Raw genomic sequence first — 16,926 nt, forward strand, 5'->3', positions numbered from 1 at the left:
ATCGTGCCGCACCGCCGGCCGGCGGGCCGCGCGAAGGGCGACCGGAGAGTCGTGGGCGACACTCAGCGGTCGGGTGGTCGAGCCCAGGACAGGAAACGGTCGGTGAGGTTGTTGGACCGGCCGCTGTCGAGCTGGGTGAGGTGGTCCTCCGCCTCCTGTTGCAGCGTCGACAGCAGGGCCAGCAGGCCCGGCCGGTCGTCGGCGAACGCGGCGAGCAGGATGAGCTTCGCCTCCCCGCACGGCCACGGGTTCGCGTCGAGGCGGCACAGCCAGATCGGGCGCAGCGGCCGGTGGGCGAGCCCGTCCAGCGGCGTCACGCCGACACCGCCGACCTGCGGGATGCGGTCGGCTTCTTCGCAGCCGACTTGGTGGTTGCCGGCTTCTTCGCTGCCGGGCTCGTCGCTGTCGGGGTTACCGCCGGTGGGGGTGCGGGCGTTCTGGCCGAGGGAGTAGGTGGGATCCAGCGCACCCCGGCGCGGCGGACGTACAGCTCCCGCCGCCGCCGGGCCAGGCCGTCCGGCCCCAGCTCGTACGCCTCGATCCAGGTCCAGCCGTCGTACGTGTGGCGGTCGGGCAGCTCGCGGATCATCCGTACCGTGATCGGCCGGACGAACTGGGGACTGGCCTCGCGGGTGAGGTGGATCAGGTCGCCGCCCCTCAGTCTCGGTTCTTTCATCGCCCCGGCCCCCGGTTCCGGCTCTCACTCCACCGGTCCGTCAACACGACGTTCGTCATCGGGCCCGGTCCCCGGTAGGGCGGGATGAACGGCCCGATCGGACCGGGGACGATCGGCGGCGCGGGCGGTGGTGGCGGTGGCGGTGGGGGTGGGCTTGGCTGGGGCTGTGGAGCGGGCTTCGGCTTGTCGTCCTTCGGCATGGGGCTCCCTTGTGTCGAGGTGGCGTCGGGCTGCCCCGGTGCTGCTTTCGGGGCAGCCCGACCACGAACGCAATCGCCGGGCCTCTCCTCCACCGATCGCGCCGTTCCTTCTTCCACCCTGGACTTCCGCCCCCTGGCTCCGGAATAGTGACCAAGTGATTGCGGAGCGCAGCGAGTCGTTACGAGCTGGCGAGGAATGCAGAGGATCGCCGTGGAAGGGTGTGGAAGCCATGGGAATCTCTCCGTCGGAGTACCTTCTTCGTGAATTGCGTCGACGCCGGGCGGCGGCCGGGCTGACGCAGACGCAGCTCGGCGAGCGAATTTTCTGCTCGGATTCCCAGGTGAGCGCTATCGAGACCGGGGTGAAGCCGCCGACCCTGCCCTACCTGGTGTCGGTGGACGAGGCGCTGGGTACAGAGGGCTACTTCACGACCCTGTGGGACGAGCTTGTCAAGAGCGATGCCGCTCCCGTGTGGCTGCGCGAATGGATCGAGATCGAGCGCGAGGCAACCGCGCTTCGCTGGTACGAGCACGCCTTCGTGCCTGGCCTCCTACAGACAGAGGGGTATGCCCGCGCCACCTTCCAGGCAGCCCGGGTGCCGACCTCGGAACTTGACCGGCGAGTTGCGGCCCGGCTCGAACGGCAAGCTGTCCTTGACCGTGATCCCGCGCCCCAACTCTTCGTCGTCCTGGACGAGGTCGTCCTCCGGCGAGCGTGCGGTGGGCCTGCCGTCATGGCCGAGCAGCTTGAGCACCTCGTGGCCTGTGCTGAGCAACCTCATATTCGGTTGCGCATCGTCCCGATGTCGGCTGGCATGTACTCGGGCCTGGCCGGGGCATTTATTCTCGCTGATCTTCCGGATGGCTCCCGGACCGGCTACGTCGACAATCAACTGGCGGCGCAAGTCATCGGGCAAGCTGACTTGATTGCTAGCCTTGGCGTGTCGTGGGACGCTATCCAAGGCGAAACCCTGCCGCTGCGTCCGACCCTGGACCTTCTCACGGAAGTAGCGAAGACATGGACATGACCGGTGCCAAGTGGCGGAAGTCGTCCCGCTCGTCCACCAATGGCGGCGCATGCATCGAGGTGGCCGAGAATTTGCTCAACACGGTCGGCGTACGAGACAGCAAGGACCCGAATGGCCCTGCTCTCGTCTTCGCCCCGGCGGCATGGCGAGCATTCGTCGGCCGACTCCCCGAGCGGATCTGATCGTTCCAGTGCCGTAATGCTCCGTGTGATCGAGCGTGGTCGGGGAAGGGGCTGACGTGTACGTACTGGTCACCGGTGGGTTGGGTTTCCTCGGGCACGCCGTCACCCTCGACCTGCTCGCCGCTGGCCACCGGGTCACGGTGCTGAGTCGGGGGCGTACCGACCGCAAGCCGGCACCGGGTGCCGACCTGGTGATCGGCGACGTCCGCGACCGTGCCGGGATCGCGGCGGTCGTCCGGACCGGGTCGTACGACGGTGTCGTGCACCTGGCCGCGCTCACCAGTGGACGCGATTCGCTGGCCGACCCGCTGACCTACTTCGACGTCAACGCCGCCGGGACGCTCCACCTGCTGATGGCATTGGATTCGGTACGCGGCCGGTCGGCCCCGTTGTCATTCGTGCTCGCCTCCACCAACATCGTGTACGGGTCACAGCGCAGCGGCACGCTGTCGGAAGACCTGGATGTGCACCCGGAGAGCCCGTACGGCGCGTCGAAGGTCGCGGCGGAACAGATGGTGGCCGGGTATGCCGCGACGGGTGCCGTCGGGGCGATCACCGTGCGCCCGTTCAACGTCGCCGGGGCGGTCGATGGGATCACCGACACCGACCCATCGCGGATCATCCCCAACGTCTTCCGCGCGATGACCGGCCAACTCGATCAAGTCAGTCTCAATGGCGACGGCTCGGCCGTCCGCGACTTCGTGCACGTCGCCGACGTCGCCACCGGCATCCGGCTCGCCCTCGGCGCCTGCACACTCGGGACCCATCACGCGGTCAACCTGGCCTCCGGCGTCGGGACGAGCATGGCCGGGGTGATCGCCGCCGCCGAACAGGCCACCGGTCGGTCGGTGACGGTGCGGCAGTTGCCCCCGAAGCCAGAGCCGTCTCATCTGGTGGGGGAGATCAGCCGGGCGCGTTCACTGCTGGGCTGGCAGCCGACCCGCTCCGACCTGACCCAGATGGTCACGGACAGTTGGGCGGCATGGCAGCGTCTCGGCTGACCCATTCGGGTGGACTAACGGAACTGGAATTCCTGCACCATTCCGCCCTTGCCCTTGCAATGCTCCGAACTGGGATTCCCTGCCCTTGCGTGACCTTAAGAGTATCCGCCACTTTGTCTTCTTGGAACATCACCACATTGCGATAGCTCTTAGAATCTAGGTTCATCTGGGCGATAAATATCTAGATCTATCTGTGCGCGTAGTGTCTCGTATGCGTAGTCCTGCCCAGTTCGAGATCGACTTCCGTGAGCCTTGTTCAGTGCTGGATCGTTGCAGGCTTTGGCCAACTCGAACCGTATTTCCGACACCAAATCTGGATGCTGTCGGGAAAGGAGAGAGAGTATTAGTCCTGCCTCTCGCCGCACCTCGTAACCCTCACTTTTGAATAGTGAAATCAGCTGCCGTCGTAGTTCCTGGGTGGGTAGGGCGCGACGTAGCGCTCTTACGGCTTCTGACCGTGCTGCCCAGGAATTGCTGGTGGTGGCGATGTTAATCAGGGTGTCCGTGACTGGTTCGGTCAGTGCCCCCGCTTCCTCCAGCGCCGAGACCGCATGCCTCCGAACATCTGGATCGGAGTCCGTGGTGGCGATGGCAACCAGTTTTGCGATTGTCGTTTCATCCAAATCGCCGCCTGCAGCCAGCGCTGAAGCCGCGCGTCCGCGTAAGTACGGGTCAGGATCGTTGGTGGCGATGGTGGCCAACGTGGCGGCCACCGTTGAAGTGATTGCGCCCAGATCCGCGAGCGCGGAGCCTGCCTGCACAAGAACGAATCGATCGGGATCGTTGATAGCGATATCGGTGAGCATGGCGATTACCGGACCGCCGGGTACCCCTCCTTTGACCAGTGCCGAAATCGCCTGTGCGCGTAGGTACGGATCGGGATCATTCGTGGCGATCGTGCAGAAGGTAGTGACTACATCATCGGTTACCCCTCCGCCTTCTGCCAACGCCAAAATCCCCTGTGTTCGTACGTCTGGGTCGGGATCGGTGTTGGCTATAGCGGTTAGTGTGGCGATGATTCTCTCAGTGAGAGTGACACCTTCCGTTAGCACTGTAATTGCCTGTATTCGCATGAACCGGTCAGGATTCTTGGTGGCGATGGTGATTAGTTCGGTGACGACCTCACCGGTCATCTCGCCAGCTTCTGCTAGTGCCATCCCTGCATGGGTGCGTAGGTCTGGCTCGGGATCGTTGACGGCGATCGCAATCAGCGCTCGGACGACTTTTTTGGTAAGTGTTGCAGTTTTTGTCAGCGCCGATACTGCTTCTTCCCGCACAAATCTATCGACGTCGTTGGTGGCAATTTCAATCAGCGTGTTCGTTATTGGTTCAGTGAGTGCAGTTTCTGTCAGCGCTAATACTGCTTGCACTCGGACGTCTGGGTCGGGATCACTGCTAGCCATCATGAGTAACGGTGCGGTAATTTCTTTGGCGAATCCTCGGGTAGATAACGCTGCGACTGCATGCTTCCGGACGTATGAATCGTGATCGGAGGTGGCGATGGTAGTTAAGGCGGTAATGATTGGTTTCGTCGGCGAGTGAGTTTCCAGCAGTGCCGAGACCGTCGTTGTCCGCACGAATCTGTCGGTGTCGTTGATAGCGATCTTTACTAGTGCGGCGGCGATTGCTTCGGTGAGTGGTTCGGCTTTTGTCAGTGCTGATATCGCCTTTATCCGCACGTCTGGGTGGGGGTCGTTGATGGCGACAGTAGTCAGCGTGTTACTGATTGCTTCAATAAGTGAATTTTCTGTCAGTGCCGATATCGCTTGTGCTCGGACGTCTGGATCGGTGTCGTTGGTGGCGATCCTGACTAGCGTGGCGGCGATTTTGTCGGTGAGTCGTTCGGTTTCTGCGAGTGCCGATATTGCCTTTTTTCGTACGTCTGGCCGGTGATCGTTGGCGGCTATTCCTGCTAGGGAAACTGCGGCCGATCCGGTCAGGTTTCCACATTTTGCCAGAGCTGAACCCGCTTCGATCTGCGTCGTGGGATCGAAGCTGTCAATGGCGATGGCGGCTAAGGCGGTAATTGTGGCGGTCGGGAGTGAGTCGGATCGGGCAGTGATGGCGGCCAGTTCACACCAGGGTAAGACGATGCCGTGGGGCAGCATAGCGGCCCGGCTATCGAGGGCGGCTCGAAATCGCCCCCCAGCCTTGGTGCCACCCAGTGCAGCCAATCGGTCACGTAAAGACTCACGATATGCGACGAAACGACATCGGCTGTGCTTCCTGTTTAGCCACTCGTCGACCGCCTGGTTGATCACCGCGTCGATGGTCGCGGTCTTGAGGGGCGTGTCGTCGGCCAGGACCCGGAGCATGAACAGGAAGTCCCGGCCCAGCAGTTCCTCGTACGGGCTCGGATTGCCTTCGGCCGGGTAGATCGCCTTCGCCACCACGTCGTCGATCTGTTCGACGTAGTCGGTGCCGATCAGACCGAGCGCGAGCAGGATCGGCTCCTCGTAGCGGGGGTCGTGCAGCCGGCGGCGGATCTCGGTGACCCGGTCGGTGGCCGAGCCGCGGAAGGCCAACGCCCGGCCGGCGTAGTACTCCTCGAAGGTCAGGTGGGCGAAGCCGTACCGACCGGGAGCACGCTCGACCAGCAGGCCGGTGTGCGTGTCGGCCTTGTCGACGAAGTCGGCCACCCCCAGCCCGGCCTCGGTGCGCAGCGGGTCGGCGGCCTCCAGCACGCGCGGATCCCACCCGACGCCCTGGTGCGCCGCCCACAGCGGGCCGAGCACTTCGAGTAGTTCGGCGCGGGTGGCCGCGCCCTCTGGGCGGTGCTCGTGCATCCACCAGCCCAGCTCGGTCAGCCACCGGGTCAGGATCCGCTCGTCGGGCAGGTCGGCCTCGGCAACCCCCTGGGCGCTGCGCCAGGTGCGCCCGAGCGCGTTGCACACCTCCACGTACGCCTCGACCCGGCGGTGCGGAAGCCGGCCGCTGGCCCGGTGCACCAGCACCAACGCGGTCAACAGCAGGGGGTTGGCGGCCAGCCGGCGTACCCCGGCGTTGGTCTTGAGGGCCTGTTCGATCGCGGCGGCCTCGCGCGCTCCGGCCAGCCGGGTCGCCTCGGCGGACCGGCCCGGGGTTTCGGCGCGCTCGACCTCGCGGCAGTAGACGTCGAGGAACCGGCTGATCGTCGGGTCGTCCATGTCCTGGAGCCGCACCGCGCGGAACGGCTCCGGCAGCGGGGCGGCCTGGTAGCCGGCGATCCGGCTGGTCACCACGAACCGGTTGCCCTGCCGTGCGTGGGCGGTCACGAAGTTGACCACCGCCGTGACCACGCCCCGGCGCAGCTCGGCCGAGGCGATCTCGTCCAGGCCGTCCATCAGCACCAGGCAGCGGCCGGCGTCGAGCTGGCGGCGCAGCAGGTCGGGCAGGCCCGGCAGGGTGCACTCCGCGCGGCGGAGCTGGCCGGGCAGGAACTCGCCGATGCCCACCTCCGCGAACCCCTGGCGGGCATACTCGCCGATGCGGAGGTAGATCGGGAACAGTGCGTCCCGGCCCTGAACCTGCTCGCCGTCGATGAGTGCTCGGGCGTGGGTCAGCGCCAGGTAGCGCAGCAGGGTGGTCTTGCCCGTTCCCGGATCGCCCAGGACCAGCAACTGGGCGGTGTCGCGGGCCGCGTCGAGCACCGGCTGCCTGGCCGGCTGTTCGGTCTCGGTGGCGAAGCGGTGGCCGTACTCCGTCTGCAACCGGTCGAGGGCGGTCTCGAAACCGGTGTGGTCCAGCGTCCCCTCGGCCACCTGGGCGGCCAGCCGCTCCCGCTCGCGCTCGAACCAGGCCCGCGCCCGGTCGCCGGGATTGCGGTCCCGCTGCCCCTGCAACCCGACGAACACCTCGCCCAACGGAAGCTGCACGGTGGTGTTCCGGACCACCCCCACGGTACGCAGGTAGCGGTGCTGGTCGATCAGCCAGCGCAGGTAGGCGATCCGGTCGTCATCGGTGGCGTCGACCGCGCCCAGGTGCTCGGCGATGCGGCTGGTCGCCTGGGCGGTCGACGCGGCATCGGAGCGGCCGAGCATCCCCTGGAGGGCCGTCTCGCGGCGTACCTCGGTGTCCAGCCCGTCGAGCAGGGCCTTGAACGCCGGCCGCAGCAGGCCGATCCGGTCGAACCGCTCGTCGTCGGAGGCGGCCGGGCCCAACGAGTCGACGGCCCGTTCCGCCAGCCGCACCGGCGAGGCCGGCACACCGGGGATGAGCACCTTTGCCAGCTCGGGAGTGCCCTCGTGCACCCAGAAACCGTCGTTGACGTCGAACTCGGCCAGCCGGTCGCCGTACGACCGGTTCAGCTCGGTGAGAGCGCGGCGCAACGCGCGCTCCAACGCCTTGCGTTCCGGGTCTCCCCACCCGCGGGCCTTGATTTCCTTGGCGGCGGCGGTGCCGATCTCCTTGCCGAGCTGCGCCAGGATCGACTTTGCCAGCGCCGTGGCCAGCGCGACAGGGTCCATGGCCGGCAAGTGTAGGCGTCACCGACCACAAGGGACGGTTGCATAGCCGACCGGCTCCCAGTCGGCACGCACGTCGATACCCGGCCGGGCCGGGCATCGTGACCCGGACGTCGGTCGGGACGGTCGACGCGCCGGCCAGCCGCGTCAGCGGGACAGGTCGACGGTGACGGTGACCCGGCCCCGGTCGTCCCGGCGGGCCACCGCGTGCCCGGCCCGGTCGACCCCGTCGAGGTTCAGGGAGATCGGGCCGCCCGCGCCCAGGAAGTTCCGCCACCACTGCTTGGCGTCGGGCATCGCGACCCGGATGACCACCGCGTCGCCGGTCCGTCGGTAGGCGACCGGCGTGCTGAACGTCCGCCCGGAACGGCGACCGGTGTAGGTGACCACGGTCAGGTGCCGCCGGAGGAACCGCCCCCAGCGTGGCGACGACCGCAACGCCATGACCCGGGTGTTGAACGTCCGGGCGAACCCCGAGGGGAACGATCCTCGTTGACCCACCGGGCCTCCGTCGTCGATGTGAAAGCTCCACGCCGACCGTAACACCGACTGGCCGGTCCCGGGATCGTGAGTGAGAGCCGCGATTGCCGGCCGCCACGGGTCGGGGGGAGTGATACCGGCGTACACCGGTATGCCTGTCAGTCATATTTATGCCACTGAGGCATACCACTCGTGCGGGAACACCGTGGAGACGCGGCGCGCCCGGAGGGGCGAGGCGCGGGTCGCCGCCGCGTCCGGGAGGGCGGTGGGTCGCCGCCGCCGCGCCCGGAGGGGCGAGGCGCGGGTCGCCGTCGCCGCGCCGGAGGGGCAGCGGGCACGACGGAGCCGCGCGGGAGGGTCCGACCCTGCCCGCGCGGCCCCGGACGGGACGGTCAGCAGCGACCGACCATCGTCTTGACGTCGTAGGTGGTGTTGACCCAGGTGTCGGCCACGTAGCCGGTCACGCCCGTCGCCGGGTTGGTGATCCGGTCCCAGGTGGACGACGGCCAGTAGCCGCCGCTGACGTACTCGCCGAAGGTGTAGCAGGCGATCTTCACGGTGGCGCCGTAGTTGACGGAACCGGCGATGCCGTAGGTGGTGCCCGGCCCGGTGCGGATGTTGAGCGACGGGTTGGCCAGGATCGTGCCGGTGACGGCCGGCGGGTCGCCGGTGCCGCCGAGGCGGGCCACGGCGGCCTGCGCGGCAGACAGGTAGCCGGCGTACGCCCCGTTGTTGTACGTCGACCAGGGCTGCCAGTTGCTGCCGCCGCTGGAGATGTTGTAGGCGGCGTTGGCGTTGCACTGGGCGTTGTACGCGCAGCTGTCGGTGACGGTGGGGTGGTAACAGTTGTTGATCTGCCACAGCCCCCGGTCCAGCGAACCGTTGGAGCAACCGGAGGTGGGGCCGTTGCTGCCGACCGCCGACGGGTTGCAGGAGGACTCGGCCATCGCCACGGCCACGGCCGTGACCAGCGGGTTGTTCCGGAACCCGGCGGCGTACGCCACCTGGGCGCACAGGTCGATACCGACCGCGTTGACGCCCACCCGGTTCGCCTTCGCGCCGATGGCAGGGCCACCGACGCTGGCCGGCTTGGCCTGGTCGGCCGGGCGGGGTGCTGCCTTGGTCTGGTCGGCCGGGCGGGGGGCCGACGCGGCGTGGGCGGCCGGGCCGGTGGTGGCGGGTGCGGCGGTGGCGGGGGTGGGCATGGCGCTGACGCCGACGACGGCGACCAGCGTCAGGCCGAGGGCCAGGCGCAGGGCACGTCGGGCCGCGGGGGCGGCAAGGGGGAGACGCATCGTGATCCTTTCAGCGGACGACCGGGAGGGGAGCCGGGACGGGTGGGGGCGTCAGCGCCCGGTCCACTCCGGGTCGGCGTAGGACCAGCCGAGGTACGGCGCACCGGGCCAGGACTGCGAGACGCGGCGGACGGTGGCCGCCGAGGTGATGTAGTTGCCGTTGCCCTCGGAGAGCATCACGTGGCCGTAGTACCCGTTGATCGACGCGGCGGCGTAGAAGACCAGCGCGCCGGCCGGCGGGGTGCCCGTGGTGCGGATCATGCCGCGCGAGTACAGCGAGTTGTAGTGCACGATCGCCGACGCGTAGCCGCTGGCCGCCCGACCGTAGGCGTGCCCGACGAAGTTGTCGCACCAGCCGTCCCACTGGTGGTTGGAGTCACCCAGGTCCCCGTTGGTGTACGCCTGGCCGATCACCGACCGGGCCCAGGCCATGGCGCGGTCCTCGCGGGTGCCGGTGGGCGGCGGGGTGGTGGTGCACTCCGGCTCACCGGCCAGGTACTGGTTGAACCCCGGCGTGTTGGTGTAGTAGTCGCTGATCCAGCCGCTGGCCGGGGAGCTGATCCGGTGCCAGACGGTGTTGCCGGAGATGTTGCGCCCGCGTACCGCACACTCGGCGACGAACCCGGTGCCGTCACCCAGGAGCGCCACCGAGCCGGCGTTCGCGTCGTACGGGCTGGTGCGCACCATCAGGCCGGCGCCGCCCGTGCCGGCGACGCTGTAACCGGAGATGCCGGCGAACGACGGTGCGGCCGTGCCCACCAGGACCACCGCCGTGACGGCGCAGGCGGTGAGGATCCGACCCACGAGTCGCGGCAGTGCCCGGCGGGGCACTGCGCCTGTGGCATTCGTACCGTTCGGCTGGTACACGCGGTTCTCCTTGTCGAGAGTTCGGCACCGCCCCGGGATCGGCGCGGTGGGCCCGTCGGACGGTGACTCGCGCGGTCCGGTATCCCCGGGGTGAACGCGATTTCGAGCCGTTCGGATGCGTGCCGGGGCCGACACTCCCCGTGAGATCATATTCAGCGGCACCTATCCGGCGGGTGGCTGCTCCGGGGTCGATCCTGTCCTGACGCCCGCCTGTAAAGCACTGGCATGACGCACGTTGACACCAGGGTTTACACGCAGGGGAGGGCCCATGACGGGGCGAAGTGGACGACTTGACGGCCAGGTTCCCGCCGATGCCGGGGACCACGACGACAACGGCCGCAATCATGCGGGCGTTGCTCGGGACCACGACGGCGAGGGCGGCGGGCACGACGGCGAGGGCGGGGATCACGACGGCGAGAGCCGGTACCACGAATTCGTCGCTGACCTGGCCCGGCTTCGGCGCGAGGCCGGGCAACCGTCGCTCCGGAAGATGTCCGCGACCGCGCACTACTCGCACACCGCGCTGGCGGGTGTGCTGTCCGGGGCCCGCCTGCCGTCGCTGGAGCTGACCATGGCGTTCGTCCGGGCCTGCGGCGGTGACGAGGCGGCCTGGCGGGCCCGCTGGCACCGGGAGGCCGGCTCGGGGCCGCAGCAGCCCGTGCCGGAGCCGGCGGGGTTGCAACAGCCGGGGTCGCAGCCGGTGACGGCAGAGTCACCGGGGGAGTCGACACCGCGACGGCCGGTGACGCGACGGCCGGCGGTGCCCCGGTGGGCGCTGACCGCGACGGCAGGGCTGACCGTGCTCCTCGCCGGCTCGATCGTGCCGCTGCTGGTCGACGCGCGCTCCCACCCGAACCGGCAGGCCGAGCGACCCGTGGACGCGTCGCTCCCGGCACCCGCCGCCGCTCCTCCGACCGACGGGGCCGACCCGCAGGAGGAACGCTGCCAGGTCGACGCGGTCAGCGCGGAAACCGTCCCGGTCCCGGACCCCGATCCGAAACAGCCGCCCTACGGGAGCCTGACGCTGCGCTACTCGCCGCGCTGCCGGGCCGCCTGGCCGCTGTTCGTCTCCACCGAGCGGGTCCCGACCGGGTCGACCGTCCGGCTGTCGGCCACCCGCCCCTCCGACGGGGCGGTCACCCGGTTCGACTACCCGTTCATGGTCAAGCGTCAGGTGTACAGCGTGTTCGGCAACGTCCTGCGGACCACCCCGGGGTGCGTGTCCGTCACCGTCGACATCACCGCGGCGGACAACCGCAGCGTGCTGGCGAGCGCGCGGACCCCCTGCGTACGACCCGACGCCCGGACATGACACCGCCCTCCGCGCCGGGCGCGGAGGGCGGTGCTGGCTCGTCGGTCAGACGTGCTGGGTCTCGGTCGTCGAGGGGTGCAGCTCGGCGGTGGTCTCCGTGACGAACCGGCCGGTGCTCGCGCTGCGGTGGACCTCCTGGTCCCCGCCGCCACCGACCTGCTCGGTGGTGGTGTGCCGGGGGTCCCGCTCGGTGGTGCTCTCCTTGACGAACCGGCCGCTGCGAGCGCTGCGGTCGACCTCGTTCTCGTTGCCTGCCATGGGGGTTACCTCCTCGGGCCACGTCACTGTGCCCCATAGACTGCCCAGCCCACAGCGCCCGAAACACCGACGGCGGGGCACGGTCCACCGTGCCCCGCCGTCGGTACGCCGTTACTGGCCGGCCGGCTTCAGGCAGAGCACCCGGTCGACCCCGCCGCCCGGCAGCACCACGTGCGGCTGGGTCGGATCGGTGCACTTCTCCTTGGCGTCCACCTTGGACACCACCGTGAAGGCACCCGGCTCGTTGCAGCCCGCCGCACTCGCGTTCTCACCGGACTGCTTGACGCAGGAGCCGACGGCCGGGTTGAAGGGAGCCGGCCCGTCGTCCGAGCCGATCTTGCCGAGGAGCATCAGCAGGCCCAGCGGGACGGCCAGGATCAGCACCGCCACGATCAGCACCAGGGCGAGCACCCGCCCGTTGCGTACCTTCGGGGCGGGCTGCTCGGCCTTCTGCTCCGGCTCCGGGTCCGGCTTGAACGCGTCGAAACGCCCCTGCTCCGATTCCGCCGGCCAACTGGCGGTGCCGGGCTGCTGACCAGCTGGTGCGGACTGCTGACCGGCGGCCGGGAACTGCTGACCGGCGGGCGGGAACGGGGAGGCGTACCCGCCGTGCGCGGGGTCGTGCGCCGGGTGGCCGTACCCCGGCACGGGTGCGGCACCGGCCGGTGCGCCGCTGGTCGGGCCGGCACCGTACGGCTCGGCCGGCCGGTCCGTCGGCCCGTGCGGGCGGGTGCCGTTCATCGGTCGGTTGCTGCCGGCCGGGTCGGCGAAGGCCGGGATGCCGCCACCGAACGCGGGCGGGGCGGCCGGCGGCGCGGACGAGGGCGCGTCGGCACCGAAACCGTGCGCCCGGTCCTGATCGTCGAAGCGGGACCGCTCCGGACCGTCGAACCGGGTCCGGTCCTGGTCGTCGAAGCGGGGGCGTTCCGGCTCGTCGAACCGGGGCTGCTCGGCACCGTCGAACCGGCTGCGGTCCTGGTCGGCGAAGCGGGGGTCGTGCTCGGGCCGGTGGTCGTCGTGCTCCGGGGTCTCCTCCGCCGGCTCCGGGCGGGCCGGTCGCCCGTACACCCGGGGCTGCGGAACCGCCGGACCACCCGGACGGGCCACCTGGTCGCTGGGGGGGACGACCCGGCTGGCCATGGGTACCGAGGCGCTGGCGGAGGCCCGGCCGACAGCACCGGCCTCCCCGGCGTCGGCGGCCGGCACCGAGGCGCGACCGGCACCGGCGCTCTCGGCCTCGGGGGCGAGTCGCTGGGCGGGCAGTGCCGGACCGGCCGACAACTGCGGCTGCTCCGGCGCACCCCAGGCCGCTGCCTCACGGCCGTGCGGCGACTGCTCGGCGGGCCCACCGAACGCGGCCGGCGGGACGTAGTCGGCGGGCGGCGCGGCGGCCAGGCTCGCCCCGGGGACGCGCTGCTCCTGCGGCGGGAGCGGCACCGCGTTGGCCGGTGAGATGCCGGGGGCCGGCCCTGGCTGGTAGATCGGCTGGTCCTCGTTGCGTCGGGGCTCCCACGCCCCCTCGGCGGGCTGGCCGGCGGGCTCGGGGTGGCCCCACGCCTGCCCGGGCGCCCACGGCTCGGCGTCCGGCACGACCGGGCGCTCGACACCCGCCCGCTGTGGCGGGTGGTGGTCACCGGCGGCACCGCCCCAGGCGGGGGGGCCGTCGGGTGCGGCCACCGACGCGGACGCCCGCCCCGGCAACTCCGGGGGCGTCCAGGCCCCGGGCTCCGGGTGGTCCTCCCGGGAGGGTACGGCGGCGGCACCACGGGAGCCGGCCTGTGGTGCCGGCCACTCCTGGCCCGGTGCCGGGTCGTCCTGTTCGGTGCGGGGCGGGGCCCCGGCGGGCCAGGCGTCGAGGGCGGGCTGCTCGCGGCGGCCTTCCCAGCGGGCCGTGGCGGGCTCTTCCGGTGCCCCCCACGACGGCTGCCGGTCCTCCTGCGACCCGTTCGACCAGTCACCGGGACGACCGGTGTCGTCCGGTCCGGACCGGTTGGCGGACCAGCCGCCGGAGCGGGCCGGATCGTCCTCGGTGGACCAGCCCTCGGCACCCGGTGCGGTGCCCGGCGACGCGTGGCCGCCCGGGTGTCCACCGGTCTCCGGCTGCGGCCACCCCGCCTGGTTCGTGGGCTCCGGCTGGGCCGGTACGGGCACCGAGGCCCTACCGGCGGAGCGGTGCGCCTCGTCGGGGTGCGCCGGAGCACTGGTCGCCCAGCCGCCGGAGTTGCCCGGCGCGTCCTGCGGGTCGGCCGGCCAGCCACCCCGCGCCGGATCGGCCCCGGCCCGGTCCTCGGCCGGCCAGCCGTTACCCCGGGCGGCGTCGCCCGGCCAGCCGTTGGTGCCCGCCGCCTCGTCCCGCTGTGGCGCGGGCGCGGTACCCCAGCCGTTGGTGCCGGGGGCTGCTTCCTGCTGCGCGGCTTCCTGGCCCGCCCAGCCGGCGGGCGAGGTCGGGGCTGGATCGGCCGGAGTGGACCAGCCACCGCCCGCCGGCTTGGCGGGCTGCGGCACCCGGGCGGCACCCCGGGCACCGGCGTCGGACTGCGCCCAGGCCGGGGCGGGCTGCTCGGACTGTGCCCAGGCGGGCTGCGGAGTGGACTCGGCGTTTCCGGCGGCCGGTGCGGGCGCGGTGGCCCAGGCGGGCTGCTCCGGCTGCCCGGCCCAGGCGGGCTGCGACGGACCGGCCGGCGGGGTCCACGCCTCGGTGGGCGGTGACTGCCGGGCCGGCGGGGCCCACGCCTCGGTGGGTTCGGACTGTTGCGGAGCCTGCGCGCCACCCCAGGCCGCCGGTGGGGCGGGGGGTGTCCAGGACGGACCGGTCGGGTTGGCCCGGCCGGTGGGGGGTGGCGGCGCCCAGCCGAGGTCGGGCGTGGCGGGGGTGCCGTACCCGGGGTCCTGCTGCGGCTGTCGGTCGCCGTACGGCACCGGTCCGCCGGAGCCCGGCGGCACCTCGTCCGGCTCCTGGCCGGGGCGGTGCTGGCCCTCGGACGTCATGGGTGCGCCTCCTCCATCACATGTCGGCCGCCGATGCCGTCCGTCCGGTCGGCCGTGTCGCCGGTGCCCGGCGGGTCGGCCGTGCGGGCTCCCCGCACGGTATCCGGTTCGCGCGCGCGGCACCTAGGGAGCACCGGCCGTCACTCCACGTCACCGGGCGGTGTCGATCGGCATCCATCGGGCGCGATCGGTGCCCAGGTCGGCGGTTGGCGACCGGAACCACCGTACCGGGCGTCATGGCGAGGGGGAATCCCGGTCTCAGGGGGTGCGGAACGCCGACGACCCGCCCGGGGCCCGGGCGGGTCGTCGATCTGGAGGAGGGGGAGAAAAGTCGGTGTGGCGTCAGCTCAGGTGACGCTGGGCGATCGCGAGGATCTCCTCGCGGACCGCGGGCGAGTTGGCGGAGCGCAGCGCGTGCTCGATGGCACGGGCCCGACGGGTGGCGTCACGACGGGTGCGGATTCGCTCGATCATGCTCATGGTGTCTTTCCTTCGGCTATTCGGTTGTCGGCCCCTTGATGACTCCATTCAACACCCATCGGCCGCCGATTGCCATCGATTATTAGGTGAGCTGCAACACGGGCCTAAGGATCGTAGGTCAGGGGGCGATGTGGGCCACTGTTTCTTTCCCCAACGGCAACGGCCGGTGTGCCGAGTGTTCACCCTGGGCACACCGGCCGTTGCCGGAACGTCACCGGTCTCAGGTCCAGGCGAGCAACGCCGCCTCCGGGTCGGCGAGGAAGTCCCCGATGTCGCGCAGGAACTTCGAACCCAACTCGCCGTCGATGATCCGATGGTCGAAGGAGAGCCCCAGGGTGGTCACCTGGCGTGGCTTGACCTTGCCCTTGTGCACCCACGGCAGCTCGCGGACCGCACCGAAGGCCAGGATCGCCGACTCACCCGGAGGCAGGATCGGGGTGCCGGTGTCCACCCCGAACACCCCCACGTTGGTGATCGTCAGGGTGCCGCCGGACATGTCCGCCGGAGAGGTCCTCCCCGCCTTGGCCGTCTGCACCAGACCCGTCATCGCATCCGCCAGCTCACGCAGCGTGAGTCGACCGGCGTCCTTGATGTTCGGCACGATCAGGCCACGTTCGGTGGCCGCCGCGATACCGAGGTTGACGTACTCCTTGACGACGATCTCGTCACCGGCCCAGGTCGAGTTGACCATCGGGTGCCGCCGGACCGCCAGCAACACCGCCTTGGCGACCAGCAGCAACGGCGACACCCGGACGTCCCGCCACTCCCGCCGCCCGCGCAGCCGGTCCAGCGCCTTCATCGCCCGGGTCACGTCCACGGTCAGGAACTCCGTGACGTGCGGTGCGGTGAACGCCGAGCGGGACATGTTCTCGGCGGTGAGCCGACGTACCCCCTTGACCGGGATGCGCTGCTCGCGGTCCGCGCCGAAGCTCGCGGCCGAGGTGGCCGGCGACGTCGCCGCCAGCGGCTCGGCCACCGCCGTGCTCCCGTCCACCGCCCGCTGTACGTCCGCACGGGTGATCGACCCGAGCGGACCCGACCCGGTCACCGTGGCCAGGTCGACCCCGAGGTCCTTGGCGAACTTGCGCACCGGCGGCTTCGCCAGCACCGGGCCGGCGACCCGGCCGTTGCCGTTCACCGTCGGCGCGACCGGTGCCGCAGCGACCGGCGCCGCAGCCACCGGCGCGGCCGGAGCCGCCGTCGTGACCTGGGCCGGCTCGGTCGGCCGGGGGCTGGTGGCAGGTTGCCGGGGCGGGCCGTCCCTGCGCTGCCGACGCTTGGCCGGCGCGTTGCGCGGGCCGTAACCGACCAGCACGGCGGTACGCCCACCCGGGGCGACCCCACCGATCAGACCCGGCTCGACCATGCCCTCGGCGGGCGCGACCTGCACCGCCGCCAACGAAGCAGCCGACGGGGTGGGCAGGTCCGCCGACGCGGCGGCGGTCGTCGACTCCGGCACCGGCCCGGCACCCGGGTCGGTGTCGATCGCGATGATCGGGGTGCCGACCTCGACCGTGCTCCCCTCCGGGTGGAAGATCGACCGCACCTCACCGGCCCACTTCGCCGGGATCTCCACAGCCGCCTTGGCCGTCTCCACCTCGACGATCGGCTGGTTCAGCTCGATGACGTCGCCCACCTTGACCAGCCAGGCGAGGATCTCCCCCTCGGTCAGACCCTCACCCAGGTCGGGCAGGTTGAACTCCTTGATCCGGGACAT

14 protein-coding genes are annotated in these 16,926 nt (G+C 70.6%); 4 read left to right on the forward strand and 10 right to left on the reverse strand.

Features of this window, described 5'->3' with window-relative positions; translation table 11 throughout:
- Positions 1–62: 62 nt before the first annotated feature.
- Both AB0C22_RS00835 and AB0C22_RS00840 read right to left on the reverse strand, forming a co-directional pair.
- Positions 63–317: a flavin reductase gene (locus tag AB0C22_RS00835; RefSeq protein ID WP_357532755.1), complete on the reverse strand. Its 255-nt coding sequence runs from the start codon at positions 315–317 to the stop codon at positions 63–65.
- The gene (locus AB0C22_RS00840) at positions 314–676 is read right to left on the reverse strand and encodes a hypothetical protein (RefSeq protein ID WP_357532757.1); all 363 of its coding nucleotides are present in this window, start codon (positions 674–676) and stop codon (positions 314–316) included. The genes AB0C22_RS00835 and AB0C22_RS00840 overlap by 4 nt, the downstream gene beginning before the upstream one ends.
- Positions 677–1,106: 430 nt before the next feature.
- Between AB0C22_RS00840 and AB0C22_RS00845 the strand changes: the two genes are divergently transcribed.
- Genes AB0C22_RS00845 through AB0C22_RS00855 form a run of 3 tightly spaced genes read left to right on the forward strand, consistent with a single transcriptional unit; the run spans position 1,107 to position 3,087 of the window.
- Positions 1,107–1,904 (forward strand): helix-turn-helix transcriptional regulator, encoded by a 798-nt coding sequence (locus AB0C22_RS00845; protein WP_357532759.1) that lies wholly within the window; start codon positions 1,107–1,109, stop codon positions 1,902–1,904.
- Complete coding sequence (locus AB0C22_RS00850; protein ID WP_357532761.1) at positions 1,895–2,086, forward strand: DUF397 domain-containing protein; 192 nt, start codon at positions 1,895–1,897, stop codon at positions 2,084–2,086. The genes AB0C22_RS00845 and AB0C22_RS00850 overlap by 10 nt, the downstream gene beginning before the upstream one ends.
- A 56-nt stretch (positions 2,087–2,142) precedes the next feature.
- A complete protein-coding gene (locus AB0C22_RS00855) occupies positions 2,143–3,087 on the forward strand; it encodes an NAD-dependent epimerase/dehydratase family protein (RefSeq protein ID WP_357532763.1) in 945 nt (314 codons plus the stop codon).
- Between the two features lie 149 nt (positions 3,088–3,236).
- Here the strand turns inward: AB0C22_RS00855 and AB0C22_RS00860 are convergent, their stop codons facing one another.
- The 4 genes from AB0C22_RS00860 to AB0C22_RS00875 all read right to left on the reverse strand — a co-directional run bounded on the left by AB0C22_RS00860 (position 3,237) and on the right by AB0C22_RS00875 (position 10,171).
- Entirely contained in the window at positions 3,237–7,532 is a 4,296-nt protein-coding gene (locus AB0C22_RS00860; protein WP_357532765.1) for a HEAT repeat domain-containing protein, read from the reverse strand.
- 144 nt (positions 7,533–7,676) lie between these two features.
- Complete coding sequence (locus tag AB0C22_RS00865; RefSeq protein ID WP_357532767.1) at positions 7,677–8,030, reverse strand: nitroreductase/quinone reductase family protein; 354 nt, start codon at positions 8,028–8,030, stop codon at positions 7,677–7,679.
- A gap of 371 nt (positions 8,031–8,401) precedes the next feature.
- Positions 8,402–9,304 carry a hypothetical protein gene (locus tag AB0C22_RS00870; protein ID WP_357532769.1) on the reverse strand — a complete coding sequence of 301 codons (903 nt, stop codon included), beginning with the start codon at positions 9,302–9,304 and terminating at the stop codon, positions 8,402–8,404.
- A 51-nt stretch (positions 9,305–9,355) separates the two neighbouring features.
- Positions 9,356–10,171 carry a hypothetical protein gene (locus AB0C22_RS00875; RefSeq protein WP_357532771.1) on the reverse strand — a complete coding sequence of 272 codons (816 nt, stop codon included), beginning with the start codon at positions 10,169–10,171 and terminating at the stop codon, positions 9,356–9,358.
- A gap of 490 nt (positions 10,172–10,661) precedes the next feature.
- Between AB0C22_RS00875 and AB0C22_RS00880 the strand changes: the two genes are divergently transcribed.
- On the forward strand, positions 10,662–11,483 hold the full coding sequence (locus tag AB0C22_RS00880; protein ID WP_357532773.1) for a DUF2690 domain-containing protein: 822 nt from the start codon (positions 10,662–10,664) through the stop codon (positions 11,481–11,483).
- 45 nt (positions 11,484–11,528) lie between these two features.
- Here the strand turns inward: AB0C22_RS00880 and AB0C22_RS00885 are convergent, their stop codons facing one another.
- The 4 genes from AB0C22_RS00885 to AB0C22_RS00900 form a co-directional block, all read right to left on the reverse strand.
- Positions 11,529–11,741, reverse strand: coding sequence for a hypothetical protein (locus AB0C22_RS00885; protein ID WP_208565277.1), 213 nt, complete (start codon positions 11,739–11,741; stop codon positions 11,529–11,531).
- Between the two features lie 111 nt (positions 11,742–11,852).
- Complete coding sequence (locus AB0C22_RS00890) at positions 11,853–14,729, reverse strand: hypothetical protein (RefSeq protein WP_357532776.1); 2,877 nt, start codon at positions 14,727–14,729, stop codon at positions 11,853–11,855.
- Between the two features lie 342 nt (positions 14,730–15,071).
- Positions 15,072–15,209 carry a hypothetical protein gene (locus AB0C22_RS00895; RefSeq protein ID WP_208565279.1) on the reverse strand — a complete coding sequence of 46 codons (138 nt, stop codon included), beginning with the start codon at positions 15,207–15,209 and terminating at the stop codon, positions 15,072–15,074.
- A 220-nt stretch (positions 15,210–15,429) separates the two neighbouring features.
- Positions 15,430–16,926, reverse strand: coding sequence for a dihydrolipoamide acetyltransferase family protein (locus tag AB0C22_RS00900; RefSeq protein ID WP_219470509.1), 1,497 nt, complete (start codon positions 16,924–16,926; stop codon positions 15,430–15,432).

This window comes from Micromonospora sp. NPDC048894 (assembly GCF_040649765.1).
Lineage (GTDB): Bacteria > Actinomycetota > Actinomycetes > Mycobacteriales > Micromonosporaceae > Micromonospora > Micromonospora antibiotica.